Below are 23,348 nucleotides of genomic sequence, written 5' to 3'. Positions count from 1 at the left end.
GAATCTTGTTTTGTAGGGTGGATAAGCGTCGCGCCTTCCACCGCAAGCGTTCTGCATGTATTTCAGGAATCACCGCTCATGACCCAGTCCTTACGTAGCCTTGAGAATCACGAAGCGTTTATCGACCGCCACATCGGCCCCTCCGCCCAGCAACAGCACGAGATGCTGGAGGCCGTGGGCGCAAACTCTTTAAACGAACTTATTTCCACGATTGTTCCGGCTGATATTCAGCTCGCGCAGCCGCCGCAGGTGGGCGAAGCGGCGACAGAATTTGCGGCGCTGGCTGAATTAAAAGCCATTGCCGGCCGTAATAAACGCTTCAAAACCTACATCGGGATGGGCTACGCCGCGGTGCAAACTCCGCCGGTGATTCTGCGTAACATGCTGGAAAACCCGGGCTGGTACACCGCCTACACGCCCTATCAGCCGGAAGTGTCCCAGGGCCGTCTGGAAGCGCTGCTGAACTTCCAGCAGGTTACGCTGGATCTGACCGGCCTGGACATCGCCTCCGCCTCTTTGCTTGATGAAGCGACCGCTGCGGCAGAAGCCATGGCGATGGCGAAACGCGTGAGCAAACTGAAGAATGCCAACCGTTTCTTCGTGGCGGCGGACATTCATCCACAAACGCTGGACGTGGTGCGTACCCGCGCGGAAACCTTTGGATTTGACGTGATTGTCGATGACGCTGCCAGAGTGCTGGATCACCAGGACGTGTTCGGCGTGCTGCTGCAACAGGTTGGCACTACGGGCGAAGTGCACGATTACAGCGCGCTGATTGCCGAGCTGAAGCAGCGTAAAGTGGTGGTCAGCGTTGCCGCTGACTTTATGTCGCTGGTGCTGCTGACCGCTCCGGGCAAACAGGGCGCGGACATCGTCTTCGGCTCCGCCCAGCGCTTTGGCGTGCCGATGGGCTACGGCGGCCCGCACGCGGCCTTCTTCGCCGCCCGCGACGAGTTCAAACGCTCGATGCCGGGCCGTATTATCGGCGTTTCCCGCGATGCCGCCGGCCGCACCGCGCTGCGCATGGCGATGCAGACCCGCGAGCAGCATATCCGCCGCGAGAAAGCCAACTCCAACATCTGTACTTCTCAGGTGCTGCTGGCGAACATTGCCAGCCTGTATGCGGTATTCCACGGCCCGGCCGGCCTGAAACGTATTGCCGGACGCATCCATCGCCTGACCGATATTCTTGCCGCCGGCCTGCAGAAAAAAGGGCTGGCGCTGCGCCACAAGCATTGGTTCGACACGCTGTGTGTGGAAGTGGCTGACAAAGCCGCCGTTCTGGCACGCGCGGAAGCAAACGAAATCAATCTGCGCAGCGATATCCTGAACGCGGTAGGCATTACGCTTGACGAAGCCACCACCCGTGAAGACGTGCAGGCGCTGTTCGCCGTGCTGCTGGGCGATAACCACGGCCTGGATATCGACGCGCTGGATAAGGACGTGGCGGGCGACAGCCTGTCCATCCCGGCGGCGATGCTGCGCGAAGACGAAATTCTCACTCATCCGGTGTTCAACCGCTACCACAGCGAAACCGAGATGATGCGCTATATGCACTCTCTGGAGCGTAAAGATCTGGCGCTCAACCAGGCGATGATCCCGCTCGGCTCCTGCACCATGAAGCTGAACGCCGCGGCGGAAATGATCCCTATCACCTGGCCGGAGTTTGCCGAGCTGCATCCGTTCTGCCCGGCAAACCAGGCGGAAGGCTACCATCAGATGATCTCCCAGCTTTCCGACTGGCTGGTGAAGCTGACCGGCTACGACGCGCTTTGCATGCAGCCGAACTCCGGCGCGCAGGGCGAATATGCGGGCCTGCTGGCGATTCGTCGCTACCACGAAAGCCGCAACGAAGCGGGCCGCAACATCTGTCTGATCCCAAGCTCAGCGCACGGCACTAACCCGGCCTCCGCGCAAATGGCGGGCATGGAAGTGATCGTCGTCGCGTGCGACAAGCAGGGCAATATCGACCTTCAGGATCTGCGTGCGAAGGCCGAGCAGGCGGGCGCCGAGCTCTCCTGCATCATGGTGACCTATCCGTCGACGCACGGCGTTTACGAAGAGACCATCCGCGAAGTTTGCCAGATTGTGCACCAGTACGGCGGCCAGGTTTATCTGGACGGCGCGAACATGAACGCCCAGGTCGGCATCACTTCGCCGGGCCATATCGGCGCGGACGTGTCGCACCTCAACCTGCACAAAACCTTCTGCATTCCGCACGGCGGCGGCGGTCCGGGCATGGGCCCAATCGGCGTGAAAGCGCACCTGGCTCCGTTTGTGCCGGGCCACAGCGTGGTGCAGATTGAAGAGATGTTGACCCAGCAGGGCGCGGTGTCTGCGGCACCGTTCGGCAGCGCCTCGATTCTGCCAATCAGCTGGATGTATATCCGCATGATGGGCGCGGAGGGGCTGAAGAAGGCAAGCCAGGTGGCGATTCTGAATGCGAACTATATCGCCAGCCGCCTGCAGTCCGCCTTCCCGGTGCTCTACACCGGCGCGAACGGCCGCGTGGCGCACGAATGCATTCTCGACATCCGTCCGCTAAAAGAAGAAACCGGCATCAGCGAGCTGGATATCGCCAAGCGCCTGATTGACTTTGGTTTCCACGCGCCGACCATGTCCTTCCCGGTTGCGGGCACGCTGATGGTCGAGCCGACGGAATCCGAAAGCAAGCTGGAGCTGGATCGCTTTATCGACGCGATGCTGACCATCCGCACCGAAATCGACCGCGTGGCGCGCGGCGAGTGGCCGCTGGAAGATAACCCGCTGGTGAACGCCCCGCACACTCAGGACGAAATCGTCGCGGATTGGGCGCACCCCTACACCCGCGAGCTGGCCGTCTTCCCGACCGGCCACAGCAACAAATACTGGCCGACGGTTAAGCGCCTGGACGACGTATACGGCGACCGTAACCTGTTCTGCTCCTGCGTGCCGATGAGCGAATATCAGTAATACTCTCTACTAACTATCAATAAAGGGCGCTTCGGTGCCCTTTGCTTTATCCGGGAAACAGGAGGCAAAAATGGCAATAGCGCTGGTCACCGGCGGCAGCCGCGGCATTGGGAAAGCAACGGCCGTCCTGCTTGCGCAGCAGGGATATAAAGTCGTGATTAACTATCTGCGCAACAAACAGGCCACCGACGAGGTGGTTGCCGGCATTCGCAGCGCCGGCGGCGAAGCGCTGGCTATCAAGGCGGATATCGCCGATGAGCTGCAGGTGCTGGCGATGTTTGCCGAAATCGACAACGCTTTTGGCCCGGTTACCGCGCTGGTGAATAACGCGGGCATTCTCTTCACGCAATCCACCCTCGAAAACCTTACCGCCGACCGCATCAACCGCGTGCTGGCGACTAACGTTACCGGCTACTTCCTCTGCTGCCGTGAAGCGGTCAAACGCATGGCTTATCGTCACGGTGGAGAGGGCGGTGCGATTGTTAACGTTTCTTCCGCCGCGGCACGCCTGGGGTCGCCGGGTGAATACGTTGATTACGCCGCCTCAAAAGGGGCGGTGGACACGCTGACTACCGGCCTGTCGCTGGAGGTGGCGGCGCAGGGCATCCGCGTTAACGGCGTGCGTCCGGGATTTATCTATACCGACATGCATGCAGCGGGCGGCGAAGCCGGACGGGTCGATCGCGTAAAGTTCTCCCTGCCGATGCAGCGCGGCGGCCAGCCGGAAGAGGTTGCCGAAGCCATCGTCTGGCTGCTCAGCCCAAAAGCCTCGTATGTCACCGGCAGCTTTATCGATTTGGCCGGCGGCCGGTAGCGCCAGAGTTCAACAAAATGTGACAACTTCCCGCGCGCATGTTGTGTAGACTTTCAACACGAGGTGCGTGTGGGAGCAGGCGAGTGAATCAGGCAAAAAAGCTGTTAATAGTTGAAGACGATGAAAATATCGCCGAGCTGCTGCAGTTGCATCTGCGCAAAGAGGGCTTTGACATCACCCATGCCGCAGACGGCAATGCGGGCATGGAAAAGCTGCGGCAGGGCGGCTGGGATGCGCTGATTCTCGACCTGATGCTGCCGGGCGTCGACGGTCTGGAAATCTGCCGCTTCGCCAGGACCATGACGCGCTACACCCCGATCGTTATCATCAGCGCCCGCTCGGGCGAAACGCAAAGGGTGCTTGGCCTGGAGCTGGGCGCGGATGACTATCTGCCCAAACCCTTTTCCATGCTGGAGCTGGTGGCGCGCGTCAAGGCGCTGTTCCGCAGGCAGGAGGCCATGAGCCGCAACCTGCGCCTTGATGCGGGCGTGCTTACCTTCGATAACCTCTCTATCGACCCGCTGGCCCGGATTGTGCAGCTCAACCAGCAGGCCGTCGATCTCACGCCCCGGGAATTCGATCTGCTCTATTTCTTTGCCAGAAATCCGGAAACGGTCTTCTCCCGCCTGAACCTGCTTAACGAAGTCTGGGGATACGAGCATGAAGGCTACGAACATACCGTCAACACCCACATTAACCGCCTGCGCATCAAGATCGAAGACAACCCGGCGGAGCCGAACTTTATTCGTACCGTCTGGGGAAAAGGTTATAAATTCACCGCAAGAGCGCGCGAGTAAACCATGCGAACTTTCACCCTCACACAGCGCCTGACGCTGGTTTTTGCGCTTTTGCTGCTGACCTCGTGCGCCCTGCTGGGCTGGCTGCAGGTGCGCACCAGCACCCAGTACAGCCAGGCGGTTATTCAGCGCCTTTCCGGCGATCTGGCGCAGCATATCAACCAGAGCTATCCGCTGCTTGGGCAGGAAGGGCTCAATAAGGACTCGGTGCGCACGCTGTTCGATCATCTGATGGCGGTGAACCCAAGCGTTGAGGTTTATCTGCTGGATAAACAGGGCAATATCGTCGGCGACGGCGCGCCCGCCGGGCATCTGAAGCGCGAGCGCGTTGATTTGCGGCCGATACAGACGGCGTTAAGCACCCGTCAATATCCCGTTTATGGCGACGATCCGCGCAGCGCCGACGGCAGGAAAGTGTTCAGCGTTGCGCCAATGCGCCAGGACGGGCAGATCAAAGGGTATCTGTACGTGATCCTGCTGGGAGAAAAATACACCGCGTTAAACAGCGACGCACAGTTTAACGCCCTGTTGAAAATCGTTCTTTTATCGATAAGCCTGGTCGCCCTGCTGGGGCTTATCGTCGGCTGGCTGGCATTCCGCTGGATAACCCGCCCGCTGCGCGATCTTTCTCGTCAGGTACAGGCGCTTGAAACCGGCGGCATGGAGGAGATGCAGGCGATGGCCGCGCAGGCGCTGCATACCGAAAAAGGTGACGACGAGATTAGCCTGCTGCGCCAGGGCGTTATCTCTATGGCCAGGCGTATTGCCGGGCAGTGGCACCGTTTGTCGCAGCAGGACCAGCTCCGCCGCGAATTTATCGCCAATATTTCCCATGATTTGCGCACGCCGCTGACTTCCCTGCACGGCTATCTGGAAAGCCTGGCGGTAATGTCGGCGACCTTGTCCGAGGCCGATAAGAAACGTTATCTGGAAATTGCCCTTGGGCAGAGTCAGAAAGTCGGGGCGCTGGCGCAGTCCCTGTTTGAGCTGGCGCGCCTGGAATACGGCGTGGTGAAACCGCAAAAAGAGCATTTTTCTCTCGCTGAGCTTTTGCAGGACGTCTTCCAGAAGTTCGAGCTTTCCGCGCAGACTCGCCGGCAAAAAATGCTGGCGGATATTCAGCCCGGCTTGCCGCTGATAGACGCTGATTTGGCGATGATCGAGCGCGTCTTAACCAATCTGCTGGATAATGCGCTTCGCCACGCGCCGGAGCAGGGGACTATAGCCGTACGCGTCTGGCAAGAAGGCGAGAAGGTGCTGGTGCAGGTAAGCGACAACGGACCCGGCGTTCCCCAGGAGCTTAAAGACGGCCTGTTCGTTCGCCCATCGATTGCCAGCCAGTCACGGCTGCGGGTAGGCGGACTCGGGTTAATGATCGTGCGGCAGATGCTGCAGCTTCACGGCAGCGACATTACGCTGGTAGAAAAACCGGACAGCGGAGCCTGTTTCCGCTTTGCCCTTCCGGTTTGAAAATAAAACACCGGCGCGATGGCCGGTGTTGTCACGCTAATTACAGCTTTTCGCCGTTGCTGGCGATAACCTCTTTATACCAGTTAAAGCTTTTCTTACGCGAGCGGGACATATCGCCGCTGCCGTCGTCGTGCTTGTTTACGTAGATAAAGCCGTAGCGTTTGCTGTACTGGGCCGGTGGTGAAGGAGACGCAGTCAATACAGCCCCACGGGGTGTAGCCCATCAGGTTAACGCCGTCGTAAGTGACCGCTTTCATCATCTCTTCAACGTGCGCTTTCAGGTAATCGATGCGGTAATCGTCATTGATTGAGCCGTCCGCTTCCACCTTATCGTAAGCGCCGAAGCCGTTTTCCACGATAAACAGCGGCTTCTGGTAGCGCTCGTACAGCTCGCACAGCGCATAGCGCAGGCCGACCGGGTCAATCTGCCAGCCCCAGTCTGAGGCCTTCACGTGTGGGTTTGGCTCGCTGCCCTGGAAGCCGGAAAGCGCGTCGCCCGAACCGCCTTCTGCCTTCACGGCGTTGGTCATGTAGTAGCTAAAACCAAGATAATCGCACACGCCTTCACGCAGAATCTGCTCGTCGCCCGCTTCCATCCTGATGTTGAACTCGCGACGCTCCCACTCGTTTAGCACATAGGACGGGTAGTAGCCGCGCAGCTGCACATCGGTAAACACGTAGCGTTCGCGCATGGATTCCTGAGCGTACATAACGTCTTCAGGCTTGCAGGAGAACGGATAGAGCGGCACCATCGCCAGCATGCAGCCGATTTTCATCTGCGGGTTAATGCGATGGCCGATTTTCACCGCCATAGCGCTTGCCACGAACTGGTGATGCAGCACCTGATACATCACCTCTTCCGGGTTGTCGTGCTCGGTGTAAACCACGCCGGAGCAGCAGTAGCCGAACAGCGGCGCGCGCCAGTTACGCTGGTTGTTGATCTCGTTAAAGGTCATCCAGTATTTCACTTTGCTCTTGTAGCGTTCGAACACGACTTCTGCAAAGCGAACGAAGAAATCAACGACTTTACGGTTGGTCCAGCCGCCGTATTCGGTGACCAGGTAGTGCGGCATTTCGAAGTGGGAGAGGGTGATGACCGGTTCGATATTGTATTTCAACAGCTCATCGAACATGTCGTCGTAGAATTTCAGCCCTTCTTCGTTTGGCTGCTGCTCGTCGCCTTTCGGGAAGATACGCGTCCAGGCAATGGAGGTGCGGAAGCATTTGAAGCCCATTTCGGCAAACAGCCTGATGTCTTCTTTGTAGCGGGCCGTGGAAGTCGATGGCCTCATGGTTCGGATAATATTTGCCCGGAATAACCTGCTGGGTTATCTCGCGCGGCACGCCGTGGGCGCCGCCTGTCAGCACGTCGCAGATGCTCGGGCCTTTGCCTTCTTTGTTCCAGCCGCCTTCAACCTGATGCGCAGCCACCGCTCCGCCCCATAAAAAATCTTTTGGTAAGGTCAGTTTTTTCATATTTTTTAATCTCACTGTCGACGCACAAAATAATGTGCGGTACATCACACAATGGTGTCGCGTTAATTAACTCTGCCGTCGAGTCTAACAAATGAGATTTAATTGTCACGATATAACAAATCGTCGGGCCTGGGATTTGTTACATATAAAAAACAGGCTGTTTTTTTACGCCATTTTTTTCGCCAGCCGGCGGCCGATGGTTTCTAAAATATAAATAACGGGGATCTGCGTGGTGATGTCGTAAACGCCGGCGACCCGCGTCAGCGGAATATGCCAGGAGATATTAAAGTCGGCAAGCTTCGCCAGCGCTGAGTTTTCGTGGCTGGTAATCGACATCACTTTACAGTTATGCAGGCTAAACTGGCTGGCGAAGCGCAGGATCTCTTCGGTTTCGCCGGAAACCGAAAGCACGATGGCCAGCGCGTTTTTTGCCATATCGTTGGTGACCGGGAAATAAGGGTCGTCGATATGATTACTGAATTTCCCGACGTTGGAAAAGAAACGCGCGCCATATTTCGCCAGCGCGCCCGAGGTGCCCGCGCCGACAAATATAATTCTTTCGGATGAGCAAATAATATCAACCGCGCGATCGATTAAATTATCGAATTCTTCGTTGTTGGTGCTTTTAAAAAAGCTAATTATCTCGCTGGGGCCAAAATTAACCAGCTGCTCATCGTTTTGCTCAAGATATAATTTAAAGCGCACGCGAAACTCGGAATAACCCTCACAGTTGAGCTTGCGGCAAAAGCGCAGCACGGTGGTGGTGGAGACGCCCGCGCCGTCGGCCAGTTCGCGGATGGTCATGTACATCACTTTGTCACGGTTTTTAATGACATAGTTGTAGACCAGCATTTCCAGGCCGTTGAGATTAGCAATCGCCGCGTGAGTAAACATCGTACGTCTTCCTGAAGTTTCAGCCGTGAGCCGGTAAGGGAGTTTAGCGCAGCCAGCCTTTTTCCTGCGCAGCATATAAATGGCTGACGACATGTTGCCATAATTCGGGCCAGCTTTCGCCCACCTGCGCATTACGGGTTAACACCTGCTCAAGAGAGATATTATTTTCGCGCCAGCTTTGCCCTTCATTATGCAGGTTTTGCAAAACAGGCAAAATACGGTCCAGCGCGCCGGCAAAGCGGGCGTCGGCGCTTATCCCCGCTTCGTATTCCAGCCACAGGCCGAGAAATTCGCCGCTTTGCGGTTCGGGTAATAAACCAAACAGGCGCGTCGCCGCCAGCGCCTCCTTTGCTGCTATCGCTTCGCGGGCCGCGAGGTCGTAAACCAGCACATCGCCCACGTCGATTTCAACGATGTCATGCAGCAGCGCCATTCGCACCACTCGCGAAATATCGACTTCCGCCGGCGCGAAAGGGGCAAGGCTCATCGCCGCTACGGCAAAGTGCCAGCTATGCTCGGCTGAGTTTTCCTGGCGTCCATGGCCGATAATTTTTGTTCGTCTCTCGACAAGCTTGAGCTTGTCGATCTCCATCAGAAAAGCGATGGTATCGCTCAGCTCACCAAAAGCGCGCGGGGGCATGGCTATTCTCCATAGGTTTTAGGCAGATACGGTGATTGTACAGGCGCGCCGTTCGCCGCCGACAGATTTATTTTAGCGCACATGTGTTCGCTGGAATCATTCTCAGTTATGCTAGCCGTGCTGCATTTTGCATCTTAAGTCTCACCTGGAGTAGCCTTATGGCTGACAAACCAATCAAAGCACCGGGATATTCACTGGCTGAGGAAATAGCCAACAGTATTAGCCATGGTATCGGGCTGGTGTTCGGGATTGTCGGACTGGTGCTGTTGCTGGTTCAGGCCGTCGCCACCCACGCCAGCGCCGTGGCCATCACCAGCTATAGCCTGTACGGCGGCAGCATGATTTTGCTGTTCCTCGCCTCTACTCTTTATCACGCCGTTCCCCACCAGCGCGCGAAGCGTTTGCTAAAAAAATGCGACCATTGCGCCATCTATCTGCTAATTGCCGGCACCTATACGCCATTTTTGCTCGTCGGGCTGGACTCACCTTTCGCCCACGGCATGATGGTGGTTATCTGGGGGCTTGCGCTGTTGGGCATTATATTTAAGCTGACCATCGCGCACCGCTTCAAGGTATTGTCGCTGGTAACCTATTTGCTGATGGGCTGGCTGTCGCTGGCGGTGGTCTATCAGCTGGCGATGAAGCTGGATGCGGGCAGCATAACGCTGCTGGCCGCGGGCGGGGTGATTTACTCGCTGGGAGTTATTTTCTACGTCTGCAAACGTATCCCGTACAACCATGCAATCTGGCATGGCTTCGTGCTGGGCGGCAGCCTGTGTCACTTCCTCGCCATCTACTTATATATCCGTTGATGCCTGACGCCCCCGTCTCAGGGGGGCGTTCAGCTTGTCGTTAACTCTCTTCCAGTGAATAAGGCAGCGGCTCAATGGTCAGTTCGCTGCCGTTATCTTCCCGCACGCGGAAGATGCTGCCCGCTTCAAGATCGTTATTCATTACCGCCTGAATCAGTACGCGACCATCGTCGAGCAGGCTTGCGGCAAGCACCGTGCCGGTACGGCGCCAGTTATCGCCCATTTTCATCTCGAGGTCTTCCCCCGCCTCCGGCAGGCGGGAAGCGCTGCCTGCCAGATACCAAAGCGCGCGTTTGTTAGCGCCACGGAACTTCGCTCGCGCGACCATTTCCTGGCCGGTATAGCAGCCCTTTTTAAAGCTGATGCCGCCCAGCGCCTGCAGGTTTGTCGCCTGCGGAATAAACTGCGCGCTGTTGACGCTGTCAATCACCGGCAGCCCGCCTTCGATATCCAGCGCCAGCCATTGCTGGCTGTCATTAAGCTGCGCTTCGCCGTGGAGCTTTTCGCTAAGGCGTTGCGCCGTCGCAACGTCGGTGACCAGCAGGAAACGCTCGGCCGGCAGGTTAAACCACAGCAGTGAAGTGGCGCCGTCCTGCACAACGGGATTCGCCTCGTCCGGCAGGGTCGCAAAAAGATTGGCCAGCGCCGCACGGGCCTGGAAGCCCGCCACGCCCAGCAGCACGCTTTCGCTGTCCGGCGTCATCGTTACCTTCGAAAACACCGCGTACTTTTTCAGCTCCGTCAGCTGTGCTTCATAAAGGTTGCGGCGCTCAATAAACGCAAAGCCTTCGCCGCGGTGGAACAGGCGCAGGTTGCTCCACATTTTGCCTTTGGCGTCGCAGTGGGCGCACAGCAGATGTTGGTTGGCGCCCAGCAGCGCTACGTCGGCGGTGACCTGCCCCTGCAGGTACTTTTCAGCGTCTGCGCCGGTCACGTTCACCAGCGCCCAGTCGTCAAGGGTCATCAGCGTCAGCGGCAGGCGAGCCGCGGCCGTAGGCTGACGGGGAGGAAACGGGTTGAAAGCCATAATTTGTCCTGGGTTAACCAACGGATGTTTGAGAGTAATGGTAAAAGAGCCCTGCGCCAATGCAAGCAGTTTGATGAGGCGAATTGTGCCGTTTCGGCCTGTCTCGCAGCGCGAATGTAATGATGCCGCGCCGCCCTTATTTCTCCAGAGCGGGCGCGCAGATAGCAACATTCAGGTAATACACGAGGCGAAAACACGTTACACTACCTTTTGTATCTTACACCCAGGTTTAAGCAGGAAAGAGCACATGGATATCAATAACAAAGCCCGTATTCACTGGGCGTGCCGTCGCGGAATGCGCGAGCTCGATATTTCGATTATGCCGTTCTTTGAATATGAATATGACACGTTAAGCGACGAGGATAAGCAGCTGTTTATCCGTCTTCTGGAATGTGACGATCCGGATCTCTTCAACTGGTTGATGAACCATGGCGAACCGGCCGACTCAGCGTTGCAGCGTATGGTGAAGCTTATCCAAACACGGAATAGAGAACGTGGTCCTGTGGCAATCTGATCTTCGCGTCTCCTGGCGGGCGCAGTGGCTATCCCTGTTAGTCCACGGCCTGCTGGCGCTGGTTGTGCTGCTTTTGCCGTGGCCGATGAGCTATACGCTTATCTGGATGCTTTTGCTTTCGCTGGTGGTGTTTGACTGCGTGCGCAGCCAGCGCCGAATTCATGCGACCCAGGGCGAAATCAAACTGCTGACGGATTACCACCTGAAATGGCAGGATAAAGAGTGGGAAATCGTGGGCGCGCCCTGGATGCTGCGCAGCGGCATGATGCTAAGAATTCGCCAGACGCGCAAAACCCGCAGCCAGCATTTGTGGCTGGCAGCAGACAGCATGGATGTGGGCGAATGGCGGGACTTGCGCCGCCTGATGCTACAACAGCAGGCGAGCGGCAACGGCCAGGCTTAAACAGCTCTCAGGCGAACTTCTCAGCCATTTCACCGAGGATTTGCTCGCACCAGTTTTGCATGCGTTCATCGCTCAGATCGTACTGGTTGGTTTCATCCAGCGCGAGGCCAACGAACAGCTGTCCGTCGGCGATAACAGGTTTAGCGCTGGTGAATTCGTAGCCTTCCGTTGGCCAGTAGCCGATAAACTGCGCGCCGCGCGGGGCCAGCTTGTCGTGCAGCATGCCCAGCGCGTCGAGGAACCATTCGCCATAGCCCAGCTGGTCGCCCATGCCGTAAAGGGCCACGAGCTTGCCTTCCAGCTTCAGGCTATCTAACTGCGGCCAGACGGCTTCCCAGTCTTCCTGCAGTTCGCCAAAATCCCAGGTCGGGATGCCAAGGATCAGCACATCGTACTGTTCCATCAGGGCGGGGGCGTCATCTTTCAGGTTATGCAACGTCACCAGCTCCGGGCCGATGATGTCACGAATCTTTTCGGCCGCCATTTCGGTGTAGCAGGTGCTGGAACCATAAAAAAGGCCAATGTTCATAGCAATAACAACTCATTTAATAACGTGCAGGCTGGCAAGTGTACCAGATCCCATTACGCATCATGCATAATGGACACAATTCAGCAAAAGTGAGGCTTCAGTGGAACAGGATCTGGCCCGTATTGAACAATTTCTTGATGCGCTTTGGCTCGAAAAAAATCTGGCTGAGAATACGCTGAACTCCTACCGTCGCGATTTGAAAATGGTGGTGGAATGGGCGGATCGTCATGGCTTAACGCTATTGACGATACAGGCGGGCGATCTCCAGTCGCTGTTTGCCGAGCGTCTGGAAGGGGGCTATAAGGCCACGAGCTCCGCACGCATGTTAAGCGCTATTCGTCGTTTATTTCAGTATCTCTACCGTGAAAAAGCGCGCGATGACGATCCGAGCGCCTTGCTCTCGTCGCCTAAACTACCGCAGCGCCTGCCAAAAGATCTCAGCGAAGCGCAGGTCGAGCGGCTTCTTAAGGCGCCCTGTCTCGACCAGCCCATCGAGCTGCGCGATAAAGCGATGCTGGAATTGTTGTATGCTACCGGCCTGCGCGTGTCCGAGCTGGTGGGGCTATCCATGAGCGACATCAGCCTGCGTCAGGGCGTGGTGCGGGTAATCGGCAAAGGGAATAAAGAACGTCTGGTGCCGCTGGGTGAAGAAGCGGTCTACTGGCTGGAAAATTATCTTGAGCACGGGCGTCCCTGGCTGTTAAACGGGCAGTCTGTCGACGTACTCTTTCCCAGCCAGCGGGCGCAGCAGATGACCAGGCAAACGTTCTGGCATCGCATCAAGCATTATGCGGTCGCTGCGGGAATCGATAGCGCGAAGCTGTCTCCTCACGTTCTACGCCACGCTTTTGCCACGCACCTTCTGAACCACGGCGCGGATTTGCGTGTCGTACAGATGCTTCTTGGGCACAGCGATTTGTCCACGACACAAATTTATACTCATGTAGCGACCGAACGTTTACGTCAGCTGCATCAACAGCACCACCCCCGGGCGTGAGTGCCAGAATAAAGGAATCATGATGAAAAAAGGTATCCTGCTGCTGTCGTTGTTGGCGTCCTCCGTCTCCGGTTTTGCTCATGCCGACGATGCGGCAATCAAGCAGTCCCTGGCAAAACTGGGCGTGCAGAATGCGGATATTCAGTCCGCTCCCGTTGCCGGCATGAAAACCGTATTGACCGACAGCGGCGTGCTGTACGTGACGGAAGACGGCAAGCACATTATTCAGGGCCCGCTGTATGACGTCAGCGGCGCGCAGCCGGTAAACGTGACCAACCAGCTGCTGACGGGCAAACTGAACGCGCTCGAAAAAGAGATGATCGTTTATAAAGCGCCGCAGGAAAAACACGTGATTACCGTATTTACCGATATTACCTGCGGCTACTGCCACAAGCTGCATGAAGAGATGAAAGACTATAACGCGCTGGGCATTACCGTGCGCTACCTCGCTTTCCCGCGCCAGGGGCTGCAAAGCCAGGCCGAAAGCGATATGAAATCCATCTGGTGCGCAAAAGACCGCAACAAAGCTTTTGATGCGGCAATGAAAGGCGACGCCGTAGCTTCTGCAAGCTGCGCTACCAACATTGCCAATCACTACAACCTCGGCGTGCAGTTCGGGGTGCAGGGCACGCCTGCTATCGTGCTGAGCAACGGTACGGTTATCCCCGGCTATCAGGGGCCAAAAGAGATGAAACAAATGCTGGATGCGCACCAGCAGCTGAGCAAGGTAAGTGGTTAACAACAGGTGAAAAAACAAACGCAACTTCGCCGCCGGGCCGTGGATGAAACCGTAGTCTTACCGGCGGGTTTGCCTGCGCTGTTAAGGCGACTGTATGCCAGTCGCGGAGTGCGTGGCGAACAGGATCTGGAACGCAGCGTAAAAGGCATGCTGCCCTGGCAGCAGCTTAACGGCATGGAAAAAGCCGTTGAAATCCTGCACGACGCTTTTCGTGAAGGCCTGCGTATTATCGTCGTCGGCGATTTTGATGCCGATGGCGCCACCAGCACGGCGCTAAGCGTGCTGGCCTTACGCAGCCTCGGCGGCGCAAACGTCGGCTATCTGGTGCCGAACCGCTTTGAAGACGGCTACGGCCTAAGCCCGGAAGTGGTGGATCAGGCCCACGCCCGCGGCGCGCAGCTGATTCTGACGGTTGATAACGGTATTTCATCCCATAGCGGCGTTGAGCGCGCGCACGAACTGGGGATCCCGGTGATCGTGACCGATCATCACCTGCCGGGCGCGGAGCTGCCGGCGGCGGAAGCCATCATCAACCCGAACCTGGCCGACTGCGAATTCCCGTCAAAATCACTGGCGGGGGTGGGCGTGGCCTTTTATCTGATGCTGGCGTTGCGCGCGCATCTGCGCGACTGCGGCTGGTTTGAGCAGCGCGGTCTGGCGATTCCTAATCTGGCGGAGCTGCTGGACCTGGTAGCTTTAGGCACGGTGGCGGACGTCGTACCGCTGGATACCAATAACCGCATTCTGACCTGGCAAGGCCTGAGCAGGATCCGCGCAAGAAAATGCCGGCCTGGCGTTCTGGCGCTGCTTGAGGTCGCCAATCGTGAACCGCACAAGCTGGCGGCCAGCGACCTGGGCTTTGCGCTGGGGCCGCGTCTGAACGCGGCGGGGCGCCTGGACGATATGTCGGTGGGCGTGGCGCTGCTGCTTAGCGACAACATCGGCGAAGCGCGCATGCTGGCCAACGAGCTTGACGCGCTGAATCAGACGCGCAAAGAGATCGAACAGGGCATGCAGGTTGAAGCCCTGGCGCTGTGTGAAAAGCTTGAGCGCAGCAACGAAGCCTTGCCCTATGGCCTTGCGATGTACCACCCGGAATGGCACCAGGGCGTGGTCGGCATACTTGCCTCACGCATCAAAGAGCGCTTTAACCGCCCGGTTATTGCCTTCGCGCCGGCAGGCGACGGCACGCTCAAAGGCTCAGGGCGCTCCATTCAGGGCCTGCATATGCGCGACGCGCTGGAGCGGCTCGATACGCTTAACCCGGGCCTGATGCTAAAATTCGGCGGCCACGCGATGGCCGCGGGATTGTCCCTTGAAGAAGCGCGTTTTGAAGAGTTCCGCCAGCGTTTCGGCGATCTGGTAGGCGAATGGCTGGATCCGGCGCTGTTGCAGGGCGAGATCTGGTCCGATGGTCCCCTTGCCGGCCAGGAGATGACGCTGGAAGTCGCCGAAATGCTGCGCGACGCCGGCCCGTGGGGGCAAATGTTCCCGGAGCCGTTGTTCGACGGCAAGTTCCGCCTGCTGCAACAGCGGCTGGTCGGCGAGCGGCACCTGAAGGTGATGGTCGAGCCGCTGGGCGGCGGCCCGCTGCTTGACGGCATCGCTTTTAATGTCGATACCGCCCGCTGGCCGGACAACGGCGTTCGCGAAGTGGAGCTGGCATTTAAGCTTGATGTAAACGAGTTTCGCGGTAACCGAACGGTGCAGCTTCTAATCGACCATATCTGGCCGTTATAAAGCCAACCAAAGCTATAAAATGCGGCGTAATTCCGGTAAACTTTCCGGTTTACGACCGCATTTTCGTCTTAGTCCCCAACATAAGATATGACACATGTTTGAAATTAACCCGGTAAAAAACCGCATCCAGGACCTCACGGAGCGCAGCGACGTTCTTAGGGGGTATCTTTGACTACGATGCCAAGAAAGAGCGCCTGGAAGAAGTAAACGCAGAGCTGGAACAGCCTGATGTCTGGAACGAACCCGAACGCGCGCAGGCGCTGGGCAAAGAGCGTTCCGCGCTGGAAGCGATTGTCGAAACCTTAGATCAAATGACCCAGGGGCTGGAAGACGTTTCCGGTTTGCTGGAGCTGGCCATTGAGGCCGACGACGAAGAAACCTTCAACGAAGCCGTCGTTGAGTTGGATCAGCTGGAGGCCAAACTGGCGCAGCTTGAGTTCCGTCGTATGTTCTCCGGCGATTATGACAGCGCCGACTGCTACATTGATATCCAGGCGGGCTCCGGCGGCACCGAAGCGCAGGACTGGGCAAGCATGCTGATGCGTATGTACCTGCGCTGGGCCGAAGCGCGCGGGTTCAAAACGGAAATTATCGAAGAGTCCGAAGGCGAAGTCGCGGGTATCAAGTCCGTGACGATCAAAATTCAGGGCGAATACGCGTTTGGCTGGCTGCGTACCGAAACCGGCGTGCATCGCCTGGTGCGTAAGAGCCCGTTCGACTCCGGCGGCCGTCGCCACACCTCCTTTAGCTCCGCCTTTGTTTACCCGGAAGTGGATGACGATATTGATATCGAAATCAACCCGGCGGATCTGCGCATCGACGTATATCGCGCGTCAGGCGCGGGCGGCCAGCACGTTAACCGTACAGAATCCGCGGTGCGTATTACCCACATTCCGACCAACACCGTTACCCAGTGCCAGAACGACCGTTCGCAGCATAAGAACAAAGATCAGGCCATGAAGCAGATGAAAGCGAAGCTATACGAGCTGGAAATGCAGAAGAAAAATGCTGAGAAGCAGGCGCTGGAAGACAACAAATCGGATATCGGCTGGGGTAGCCAGATTCGTTCTTACGTCCTTGATGACTCCCGTATCAAAGATCTGCGTACCGGGGTTGAAACCCGCAACACGCAGGCGGTACTGGACGGCGATCTGGACAAATTTATCGAAGCAAGTTTGAAAGCAGGGTTATGAGGAACCAACATGTCTGAACAACAAGCACAGGGCACCGAAGCGGCAGTCGATCTTAATAATGAACTCAAAGCTCGCCGTGAGAAGCTGGCTGGCCTGCGCGAGCAGGGCATCGCCTTCCCGAACGACTTCCGTCGCGACCATACCTCTGACCAGCTGCATGCGGACTTTGACGCTAAAGAGAACGAAGAGCTTGAAGCCCTCAACATCGAAGTGACCGTTGCCGGCCGCATGATGACCCGCCGTATCATGGGTAAAGCCTCTTTTGTCACCTTACAGGACGTGGGCGGCCGTATTCAGCTGTACGTTGCCCGCGACGACCTGCCGGAAGGCGTCTATAACGAGCAGTTCAAAAAATGGGACCTCGGCGATATCCTCGGCGCGCGCGGCAAGCTGTTTAAAACCAAAACCGGCGAGCTGTCCATTCACTGCACCGAACTGCGCCTGCTGACCAAAGCCCTGCGCCCTCTGCCGGATAAGTTCCACGGCCTGCAGGATCAGGAAGCGCGCTACCGCCAGCGTTACCTGGATCTGATTTCCAACGACGAATCCCGCAACACCTTCAAAGTGCGTTCGCAAATCATGTCCGGCATCCGTAACTTCATGGTTGGCCGCGGCTTTATGGAAGTCGAAACGCCAATGATGCAGGTGATCCCAGGCGGCGCGTCCGCGCGTCCGTTCATCACCCACCACAACGCGTTGGACATCGATATGTACCTGCGTATCGCCCCGGAGCTGTACCTGAAGCGTCTGGTCGTGGGCGGCTTTGAGCGCGTGTTTGAAATCAACCGTAACTTCCGCAACGAAGGTATTTCTCCGCGCCATAACCCAGAGTTCACCATGATGGAACTCTACATGGCCTATGCGGATTACAAAGATCTGATCGAACTGACCGAATCTCTGTTCCGCACCCTGGCGCACGAAGTGCTGGGCACCGCGCAGGTTCCTTACGGCGAGCAGACCTTTGACTTCGACCAGCCGTTCGCAAAACTGACCATGCGTGAAGCCATCAAAAAATACCGTCCGGAAACCGACATTGCGGATCTGGACGATATGGGCAAAGCGCTGGAAATTGCCGCCTCTATCGGCATCAAGGTTGAGAAGAGCTGGGGCCTGGGCCGCGTCGTGACCGAGATCTTCGAAGAAGTGGCGGAAAGCCATCTGATTCAGCCGACCTTCATCACCGAATACCCGGCAGAAGTTTCTCCGCTGGCGCGTCGTAACGACGAGAACCCGGAAATCACCGACCGCTTCGAATTCTTCATCGGCGGCCGTGAAATCGGCAACGGCTTCTCCGAGCTTAACGATGCGGAAGACCAGGCGCAGCGTTTTGCCGACCAGGTTGCGGCGAAAGACGCGGGCGATGACGAAGCGATGTTCTTTGACGAAGACTACGTGACCGCGCTTGAGCACGGCCTGCCGCCAACGGCTGGCCTGGGCATCGGCATCGACCGCATGGTGATGCTGTTTACCAACAGCCACACCATTCGCGATGTGATCCTGTTCCCGGCCCTGCGTCCGGTTAAGTAAGCTGCTATAAGCTCCTTCCTGCCGGGAGGAGCTTCTTCATTAAGTTATTGTTTCAGAGGTCCGTTTGCGCAAGGAAAGCACAGCCAGAAAATGGGCACCGAATGCCATCGTCCTGCTCCTGAGCCTGTTACTCGTTGCGTGCTCATCAAATAAGGCAGGCACTTCTCAAGCCTCCGCCGGCAGCTACAGCGGTGCGGTTTATACCGTTAAACGCGGCGACACCCTCTATCGTATCTCGCGCATGACCGGTTCAAGCGTCGGCGAACTGGCGCGTCTTAACGGCATCTCCGCTCCTTATACCCTTGAGATCGGGCAGAAACTCCGCGTGAAGCGCGCCAGCTCCGCCACGAAAAAAACAGCGGTGGCTAAAACCGCAAAACCTCGCTCTTCCGCTTCCGGTTCCACAAGCCTTGCGAAGGTCGCCGCCCCGCCGATCGGCGCTAAATGCTGGCGCTGGCCCACCAGCGGCAAAATTATCGAGCCTTTCTCCAGCAGCGACGGCGGAAACAAGGGGATTGATATTGCAGGCTCTCGCGGCCAGCCCATCTACGCCTCTGCGGCCGGCACCGTGGTTTACGTGGGCAATCAGCTGCGGGGCTACGGCAACCTGGTGATGATCAAACATAGCGATGACTACATCACCGCTTACGCCCACAACGACACGACGCTGGTAAATAACGGGCAGAAAGTGAGCGCAGGGCAGAAAATCGCCACCATGGGCAGCAGCGGCTCCGACTCGGTCAATCTGCATTTCCAGATCCGCTATCGTGCGACGGCGTTAGATCCCGTGCGATATTTACCGCCGCAGGGCAGCACGCCATCGTGCTAAACCCGGCGTAAGCAACCGTATAAAATACCAACACTTAGTCTGGTTGCCTCTTGTCACCCGGTCCCGGAGGGTTATAATGCCGGGGCTTCCCAGAAGCGGGTGTAGTTCAATGGTAGAACGGCAGCTTCCCAAGCTGCATACGAGGGTTCGATTCCCTTCACCCGCTCCAGATCTCTCCCCTTGTGGAGAAGCCTTGAAAGTCTTCTCTGCCAGCAACTTAAATAGTTACCTATTTTAGCTGCCTATGGGTTCTACCATTGTGATCCGCCCTTGGTAACTGTCACGCTAAGTTACATGGTGAGATGACAGTATAACTCAGCGTTGGCGGCAGTTGCATCCTCACACCGCGATAGCAAAACGTGAAGAAAAAGCCCATCCAGGCATCGTTATGTCATCGACAGATTGATCACACGCATTAAAGCCCGATGTGCGGGCCTTATGAGCCACGTAAACAGGTGAATAGTGGTAATGCCCCGGTAGCTACAGATCCGGCTCTGCCAGCGCTTCGCTCACGCTCCTAACGGTACACGAGCACCCTGATAAGGTGTGATCTCTCTGACAATCTGATGTTGTCGCCTAACGGCTCCGCTTGTCTCCTTACCACTAACGGGGCTTTATGGCTTCTATTGCCTTAAATCAGACTTTTCCCGGCAAAAATCTTTCCTCTCTAAGATTGTGCAGGAGTACGATTGTTAATCACTTTGGGATTGTAAGGGTTAACGGAATGAGCAATCAGGTTAAGGAAGGGACGTTACGCTTAATGACATTAGGTGAAATTGCAATGGCTAAAAGGGTTTATGGTCATAGCATTGCCTATAACAGGGTTTGGATTCATTGTGATAGCTACCTACCCTTTGGCTTGCAATTCAAAGATTACGCTATGACTCCTAACGGGGAGTTATGGTTTAGGAAAAAAATGTACAGGGATGATTTTTCATCAACTCAGGCTGTCATTGAAGATAAATACATTTTTATTCATGAGTTGGGGCATGTGTGGCAACAACAGCACGGGCAATGGGTGAGGTTCCGTGGGGCTTTTAGCTGGGCTGCTGATTATACTTATAAGTTGGACAAAGGTAAGCTAACGGATTATTCACTTGAACAGCAAGCTTCTATTTTAGCCGATTATTGGCTATTGCTGGTTTATGGTGTAAGTACTTGGATTTATTATCAAAGGCCTGATCGAATGGGAAGTACAGAGGAAAAGATAGTTTTCAGGATGTACCTTCTTTGTATCGTAAAATAGTTACTGGGAGGTAATTGTGAAGACAATAAAAAAATGTATTTTGCTGATTGCTGTTTTACTCTTGTCTGGGTGTCCTGGGCCTGGGGATCGTATGGTAGAACGTGAGTCCACAACAGCTATCATTAAAAATAATAATGTTTGTGTTGTATCACCGTTGAATCAAAATGAGAAAATCACCGCAGTTCAGATAAATAGTGATAAGAGTAGTCTCCTACATAAGATCTTTGACGATAGCCCAATCTATGTAGCTAAAGGCGAATGTTTACCCTTATTTGGTGTAACCTTTGAGCCAGGGCAACGGTATACAATGGCCTATAATGTTGATTCTGGAAACACTGCTTCACATTTAGTAATGTCAGAATTTTCTATAACAGTGGATAGCTCAGGTAAAATAAAACTACCCTGAATAAATTACCACGCCATAAAAAGGGGCATTGCGCCCCCTCAGATCATGCTTTCAATGCCCGTATGTAATCAAGCAGGGCTTTCAGTTGGCTGCCCTTCATAGCTGGCACACGAAGCGGCTTTCTCTCTTCGCTATTTGTTCCGGCGTTGCACAGCGCGAGCGCTAACCCATAATGTGATGGTTCTGCATTTCCTGATCTCCGTTGGGATTGTTGAATACGGCGGGGGCTGCTGTCTTGGCGGATTTCAGCCCTTGCCACTTCCTGATTTACAGCTTGTCTTAGCGCTGATGGCAGTAAATGCCGTTGTATCGTCGTTCCTGCAAATTTCACCGTTTGCCTGTATGAATCGCTACGGATAATCTAGACACTTCCGAGCCGTTGATAATATTGTTTTTCATATTCCGTCGGTGGCATCTGATCACTCGAACCATGCCGACGCTTACTGTTATAAAACATTTCGATGTAATCAAAAATATCGCTGCGTGCTTCTTCCCGTGTTCCGTAGATCTTTTTCTTTATCCGTTCACGCTTCAGTAGCTGGAAAAAGCTTTCTGCAACTGCGTTGTCGTGACAGTTACCACGACGGCTCATACTGCCCTCCAGACCGTATGATTTCAGGAACGACTGCCACTCATGGCTTGTGTACTGACTACCTTGGTCAGAATGAACCAGCACCTGTTTTAGGGGATTACGTCGCCATATGGCCATCAGAAGCGCATTCAGGACAATATCTTTTGTCATCCGGGGTTGCATTGACCAACCAATAACTTTGCGCGAGAACAGGTCAACAACTACGGCCAGATACAGCCAGCCTTCGTGGGTTCGGATGTAAGTTATGCCCGTTACCCAACATTCATCCGGTGCTTCCGGATTGAACTGACGCTGGAGTCTGTTGGGTGCCACAATACTGGCTTCACCTTTATGCGCTCGTGGGCTTCGATACCCGACCAGAGCCTTTATCCCGGCACGCTTCATCAGCCGCCAGACCCGGTTAATCCCACATTGTTGCCCGCTATCTTTCAGGTCGAGATGGATCTTGCGATAACCATAAACGCAACCGGACTTCAGCCAGAACTGTTTGATTTGTCCTGTCAGCCTGAGATCCGCCTGATGCCGTGGTGAATGCGGCTGCTGAAGCCAGGCGTAAAACCCACTCGGATGAACATGCAGCACCCGGCAGAGCAGACGAACAGGCCAACAACTGGAGTTGTCACGGATAAAGGCGTACCTCAGTCGGACAGCTTTGCGAAGTACGCCGCGGCTTTTTTTAATATGTCCCGTTCGTCAGTAACCCGCTTCAGCTCCTTCTGGAGTCGGCGGATCTCGGCCTGAGTATCTGACTGCTCTTTGTTGGTGGAAGAGTCCGGTCCGTATTTCTTTATCCAGGCATAAAGACTGTGGGTAGTGATATCGAGACGTGTTGCGACACTGGAAACAGAATGGCCACGATCAACAACCTGCTTGACGGCTTCAATTTTAAACTCTTCAGGATAACGCTTACTGCTCATATGCACCTCTCTTTAAGCCATTTTAAATGACTCTGAGGTGTCTGTTAAACCTGTGGCTATTCAGGTTGCGGTCTGGTATGCCATCGTAGCGGCGCTTTGCAAATTCGTAGAGAGAGCCTAAGCACGTCAGCCAGTTTTGACGAGATTGATCGGCGGCTCCCTTCTCCTTCTGTGCTTCGAGGAACTCAGTCACCAGGCGACGACCTATCCTTTCTAAGGCAATGTCCGGTTGTTTGGCACTTTCAAGGAATAGCTCAACGGCTCGCGCTGATTTGCTTAACGTTGAATAAGAGCGGCGGTCTTTGTAGCTTTCGGCGTATTCGTCACGTAATAGGCACAGAGTGGGAATCGAACAGGAGCGCGCTACGGGTTGAGGGCGGCTTTTGTTCTTTTTTCCTTCGGTATGCAAGGCGGCTATTGACTGCTGCAACCACTGCTCCGGGTTGCTCGGATTGTACTTCCGTTTTAGCTCTTCCCATTCTAACAACAGGTGATTTCTGAACCGTCGAGCCTCGTTGAGATCGCGGGTTGAGGTGGTTTTACGCCACATCCGGCATGGATATAAAAATCTTAGGTACTTCGGGACGAAGATCTGAAACATCCAGATCCCGTCTTTTCGCTTATATAAGTACGCCTGGCCCTTGATTGACACGATAATGATCCTCTATTATCACGTAATCAGTTACCTATGCTGATAGCAATATCGTTATCTGTCAGTAGGTTACAGGAGTGGAATGGATTTTTGTTCGATTCCCTTCACCCGCTCCAGTCTTCTGATAAATCGATGCGTTAATATTTATCAATCAGTTAAATAACCATCTGCTTTACAGTATT

General features: G+C 55.6%; 20 protein-coding genes, 1 tRNA gene and 2 pseudogenes. 16 read left to right on the top strand and 7 right to left on the bottom strand.

Features of this window, described 5'->3' with window-relative positions; genetic code table 11:
* The first annotated feature begins 78 nt into the window (after positions 1–78).
* The 4 genes from gcvP to WLO32_RS16935 all read left to right on the top strand — a co-directional run bounded on the left by gcvP (position 79) and on the right by WLO32_RS16935 (position 6,033).
* Positions 79–2,952 (top strand): aminomethyl-transferring glycine dehydrogenase, encoded by a 2,874-nt coding sequence (gcvP, locus tag WLO32_RS16950; RefSeq protein ID WP_435946187.1) that lies wholly within the window; start codon positions 79–81, stop codon positions 2,950–2,952.
* A 70-nt stretch (positions 2,953–3,022) separates the two neighbouring features.
* Complete coding sequence (locus tag WLO32_RS16945; protein ID WP_435946186.1) at positions 3,023–3,766, top strand: SDR family oxidoreductase; 744 nt, start codon at positions 3,023–3,025, stop codon at positions 3,764–3,766.
* Between the two features lie 83 nt (positions 3,767–3,849).
* Positions 3,850–4,563 (top strand): response regulator transcription factor, encoded by a 714-nt coding sequence (locus WLO32_RS16940; RefSeq protein WP_435946184.1) that lies wholly within the window; start codon positions 3,850–3,852, stop codon positions 4,561–4,563.
* A 3-nt stretch (positions 4,564–4,566) separates the two neighbouring features.
* Entirely contained in the window at positions 4,567–6,033 is a 1,467-nt protein-coding gene (locus WLO32_RS16935) for an ATP-binding protein (RefSeq protein ID WP_435946183.1), read from the top strand.
* Positions 6,034–6,073: 40 nt separating this feature from the next.
* Here WLO32_RS16935 and WLO32_RS16930 read toward each other — a convergent pair.
* The 3 genes and pseudogenes from WLO32_RS16930 to WLO32_RS16920 all read right to left on the bottom strand — a co-directional run bounded on the left by WLO32_RS16930 (position 6,074) and on the right by WLO32_RS16920 (position 9,043).
* Positions 6,074–7,509 (bottom strand): annotated as a pseudogene (locus tag WLO32_RS16930) (6-phospho-beta-glucosidase).
* Between the two features lie 165 nt (positions 7,510–7,674).
* Positions 7,675–8,403 carry a MurR/RpiR family transcriptional regulator gene (locus WLO32_RS16925; protein WP_435946182.1) on the bottom strand — a complete coding sequence of 243 codons (729 nt, stop codon included), beginning with the start codon at positions 8,401–8,403 and terminating at the stop codon, positions 7,675–7,677.
* Positions 8,404–8,446: 43 nt separating this feature from the next.
* Complete coding sequence (locus tag WLO32_RS16920; protein ID WP_435946181.1) at positions 8,447–9,043, bottom strand: HD domain-containing protein; 597 nt, start codon at positions 9,041–9,043, stop codon at positions 8,447–8,449.
* Positions 9,044–9,201: 158 nt separating this feature from the next.
* On the opposite strand from WLO32_RS16920, the gene trhA reads away from it, so the two are divergent.
* Complete coding sequence (gene trhA, locus WLO32_RS16915; protein ID WP_435946180.1) at positions 9,202–9,855, top strand: PAQR family membrane homeostasis protein TrhA; 654 nt, start codon at positions 9,202–9,204, stop codon at positions 9,853–9,855.
* A 40-nt stretch (positions 9,856–9,895) separates the two neighbouring features.
* Here the strand turns inward: trhA and ygfZ are convergent, their stop codons facing one another.
* Positions 9,896–10,882 carry a tRNA-modifying protein YgfZ gene (gene ygfZ, locus WLO32_RS16910; RefSeq protein WP_435946179.1) on the bottom strand — a complete coding sequence of 329 codons (987 nt, stop codon included), beginning with the start codon at positions 10,880–10,882 and terminating at the stop codon, positions 9,896–9,898.
* Between the two features lie 247 nt (positions 10,883–11,129).
* On the opposite strand from ygfZ, the gene sdhE reads away from it, so the two are divergent.
* Both sdhE and WLO32_RS16900 read left to right on the top strand, forming a co-directional pair.
* Positions 11,130–11,396 carry an FAD assembly factor SdhE gene (sdhE, locus tag WLO32_RS16905; RefSeq protein ID WP_121263928.1) on the top strand — a complete coding sequence of 89 codons (267 nt, stop codon included), beginning with the start codon at positions 11,130–11,132 and terminating at the stop codon, positions 11,394–11,396.
* Positions 11,377–11,799, top strand: a complete 423-nt coding sequence (locus WLO32_RS16900; protein WP_435946178.1) for a protein YgfX — start codon at positions 11,377–11,379, stop codon at positions 11,797–11,799. Before sdhE ends, WLO32_RS16900 begins: the two co-directional genes overlap by 20 nt.
* A gap of 7 nt (positions 11,800–11,806) precedes the next feature.
* Here the strand turns inward: WLO32_RS16900 and fldB are convergent, their stop codons facing one another.
* Positions 11,807–12,328: a flavodoxin FldB gene (gene fldB, locus WLO32_RS16895; RefSeq protein ID WP_435946177.1), complete on the bottom strand. Its 522-nt coding sequence runs from the start codon at positions 12,326–12,328 to the stop codon at positions 11,807–11,809.
* A 100-nt stretch (positions 12,329–12,428) separates the two neighbouring features.
* Between fldB and xerD the strand changes: the two genes are divergently transcribed.
* The 9 genes and pseudogenes from xerD (at position 12,429) to WLO32_RS16850 (ending at position 21,005) form a co-directional block, all read left to right on the top strand.
* A complete protein-coding gene (gene xerD, locus WLO32_RS16890) occupies positions 12,429–13,325 on the top strand; it encodes a site-specific tyrosine recombinase XerD (protein WP_435946176.1) in 897 nt (298 codons plus the stop codon).
* A gap of 22 nt (positions 13,326–13,347) precedes the next feature.
* Positions 13,348–14,064 (top strand): bifunctional protein-disulfide isomerase/oxidoreductase DsbC, encoded by a 717-nt coding sequence (gene dsbC / locus WLO32_RS16885; RefSeq protein WP_435946174.1) that lies wholly within the window; start codon positions 13,348–13,350, stop codon positions 14,062–14,064.
* A gap of 6 nt (positions 14,065–14,070) precedes the next feature.
* Positions 14,071–15,804 carry a single-stranded-DNA-specific exonuclease RecJ gene (gene recJ, locus WLO32_RS16880; protein WP_435946173.1) on the top strand — a complete coding sequence of 578 codons (1,734 nt, stop codon included), beginning with the start codon at positions 14,071–14,073 and terminating at the stop codon, positions 15,802–15,804.
* Positions 15,805–15,898: 94 nt separating this feature from the next.
* A protein-coding gene (gene prfB / locus WLO32_RS16875; protein WP_121263943.1) for a peptide chain release factor 2 occupies positions 15,899–16,997 on the top strand; the annotation gives its coding sequence in 2 pieces (ribosomal slippage) (positions 15,899–15,973 and positions 15,975–16,997; 1,098 coding nt in all).
* 9 nt (positions 16,998–17,006) lie between these two features.
* On the top strand, positions 17,007–18,524 hold the full coding sequence (lysS, locus tag WLO32_RS16870; RefSeq protein WP_435946172.1) for a lysine--tRNA ligase: 1,518 nt from the start codon (positions 17,007–17,009) through the stop codon (positions 18,522–18,524).
* A 64-nt stretch (positions 18,525–18,588) separates the two neighbouring features.
* Complete coding sequence (gene actS, locus WLO32_RS16865) at positions 18,589–19,353, top strand: amidase activator ActS (protein WP_435946171.1); 765 nt, start codon at positions 18,589–18,591, stop codon at positions 19,351–19,353.
* A 95-nt stretch (positions 19,354–19,448) separates the two neighbouring features.
* Positions 19,449–19,522 (top strand) — tRNA-Gly (locus tag WLO32_RS16860).
* A gap of 555 nt (positions 19,523–20,077) precedes the next feature.
* A pseudogene (locus WLO32_RS16855) lies at positions 20,078–20,613 on the top strand (type IV secretion protein Rhs).
* Between the two features lie 11 nt (positions 20,614–20,624).
* Complete coding sequence (locus WLO32_RS16850) at positions 20,625–21,005, top strand: putative T6SS immunity periplasmic lipoprotein (protein ID WP_435948328.1); 381 nt, start codon at positions 20,625–20,627, stop codon at positions 21,003–21,005.
* Positions 21,006–21,366: 361 nt separating this feature from the next.
* Here WLO32_RS16850 and WLO32_RS16845 read toward each other — a convergent pair.
* Both WLO32_RS16845 and WLO32_RS16840 read right to left on the bottom strand, forming a co-directional pair.
* Positions 21,367–22,514 (bottom strand): IS3 family transposase gene (locus WLO32_RS16845; RefSeq protein WP_435946170.1). Its coding sequence is split into 2 segments (ribosomal slippage): positions 21,367–22,277 and positions 22,277–22,514, totalling 1,149 coding nucleotides; the frame shifts between segments, so codons are not numbered across the junction.
* A gap of 22 nt (positions 22,515–22,536) precedes the next feature.
* A complete protein-coding gene (locus WLO32_RS16840; RefSeq protein ID WP_435946169.1) occupies positions 22,537–23,166 on the bottom strand; it encodes a DUF6538 domain-containing protein in 630 nt (209 codons plus the stop codon).
* Positions 23,167–23,348 lie beyond the last annotated feature (182 nt).

The organism is Dryocola mayonis, assembly GCF_051307045.1.
In the GTDB taxonomy this organism is placed as follows: Bacteria; Pseudomonadota; Gammaproteobacteria; order Enterobacterales; family Enterobacteriaceae; genus Dryocola.
This window is presented reverse-complemented; position numbering and strand designations above follow the sequence as displayed.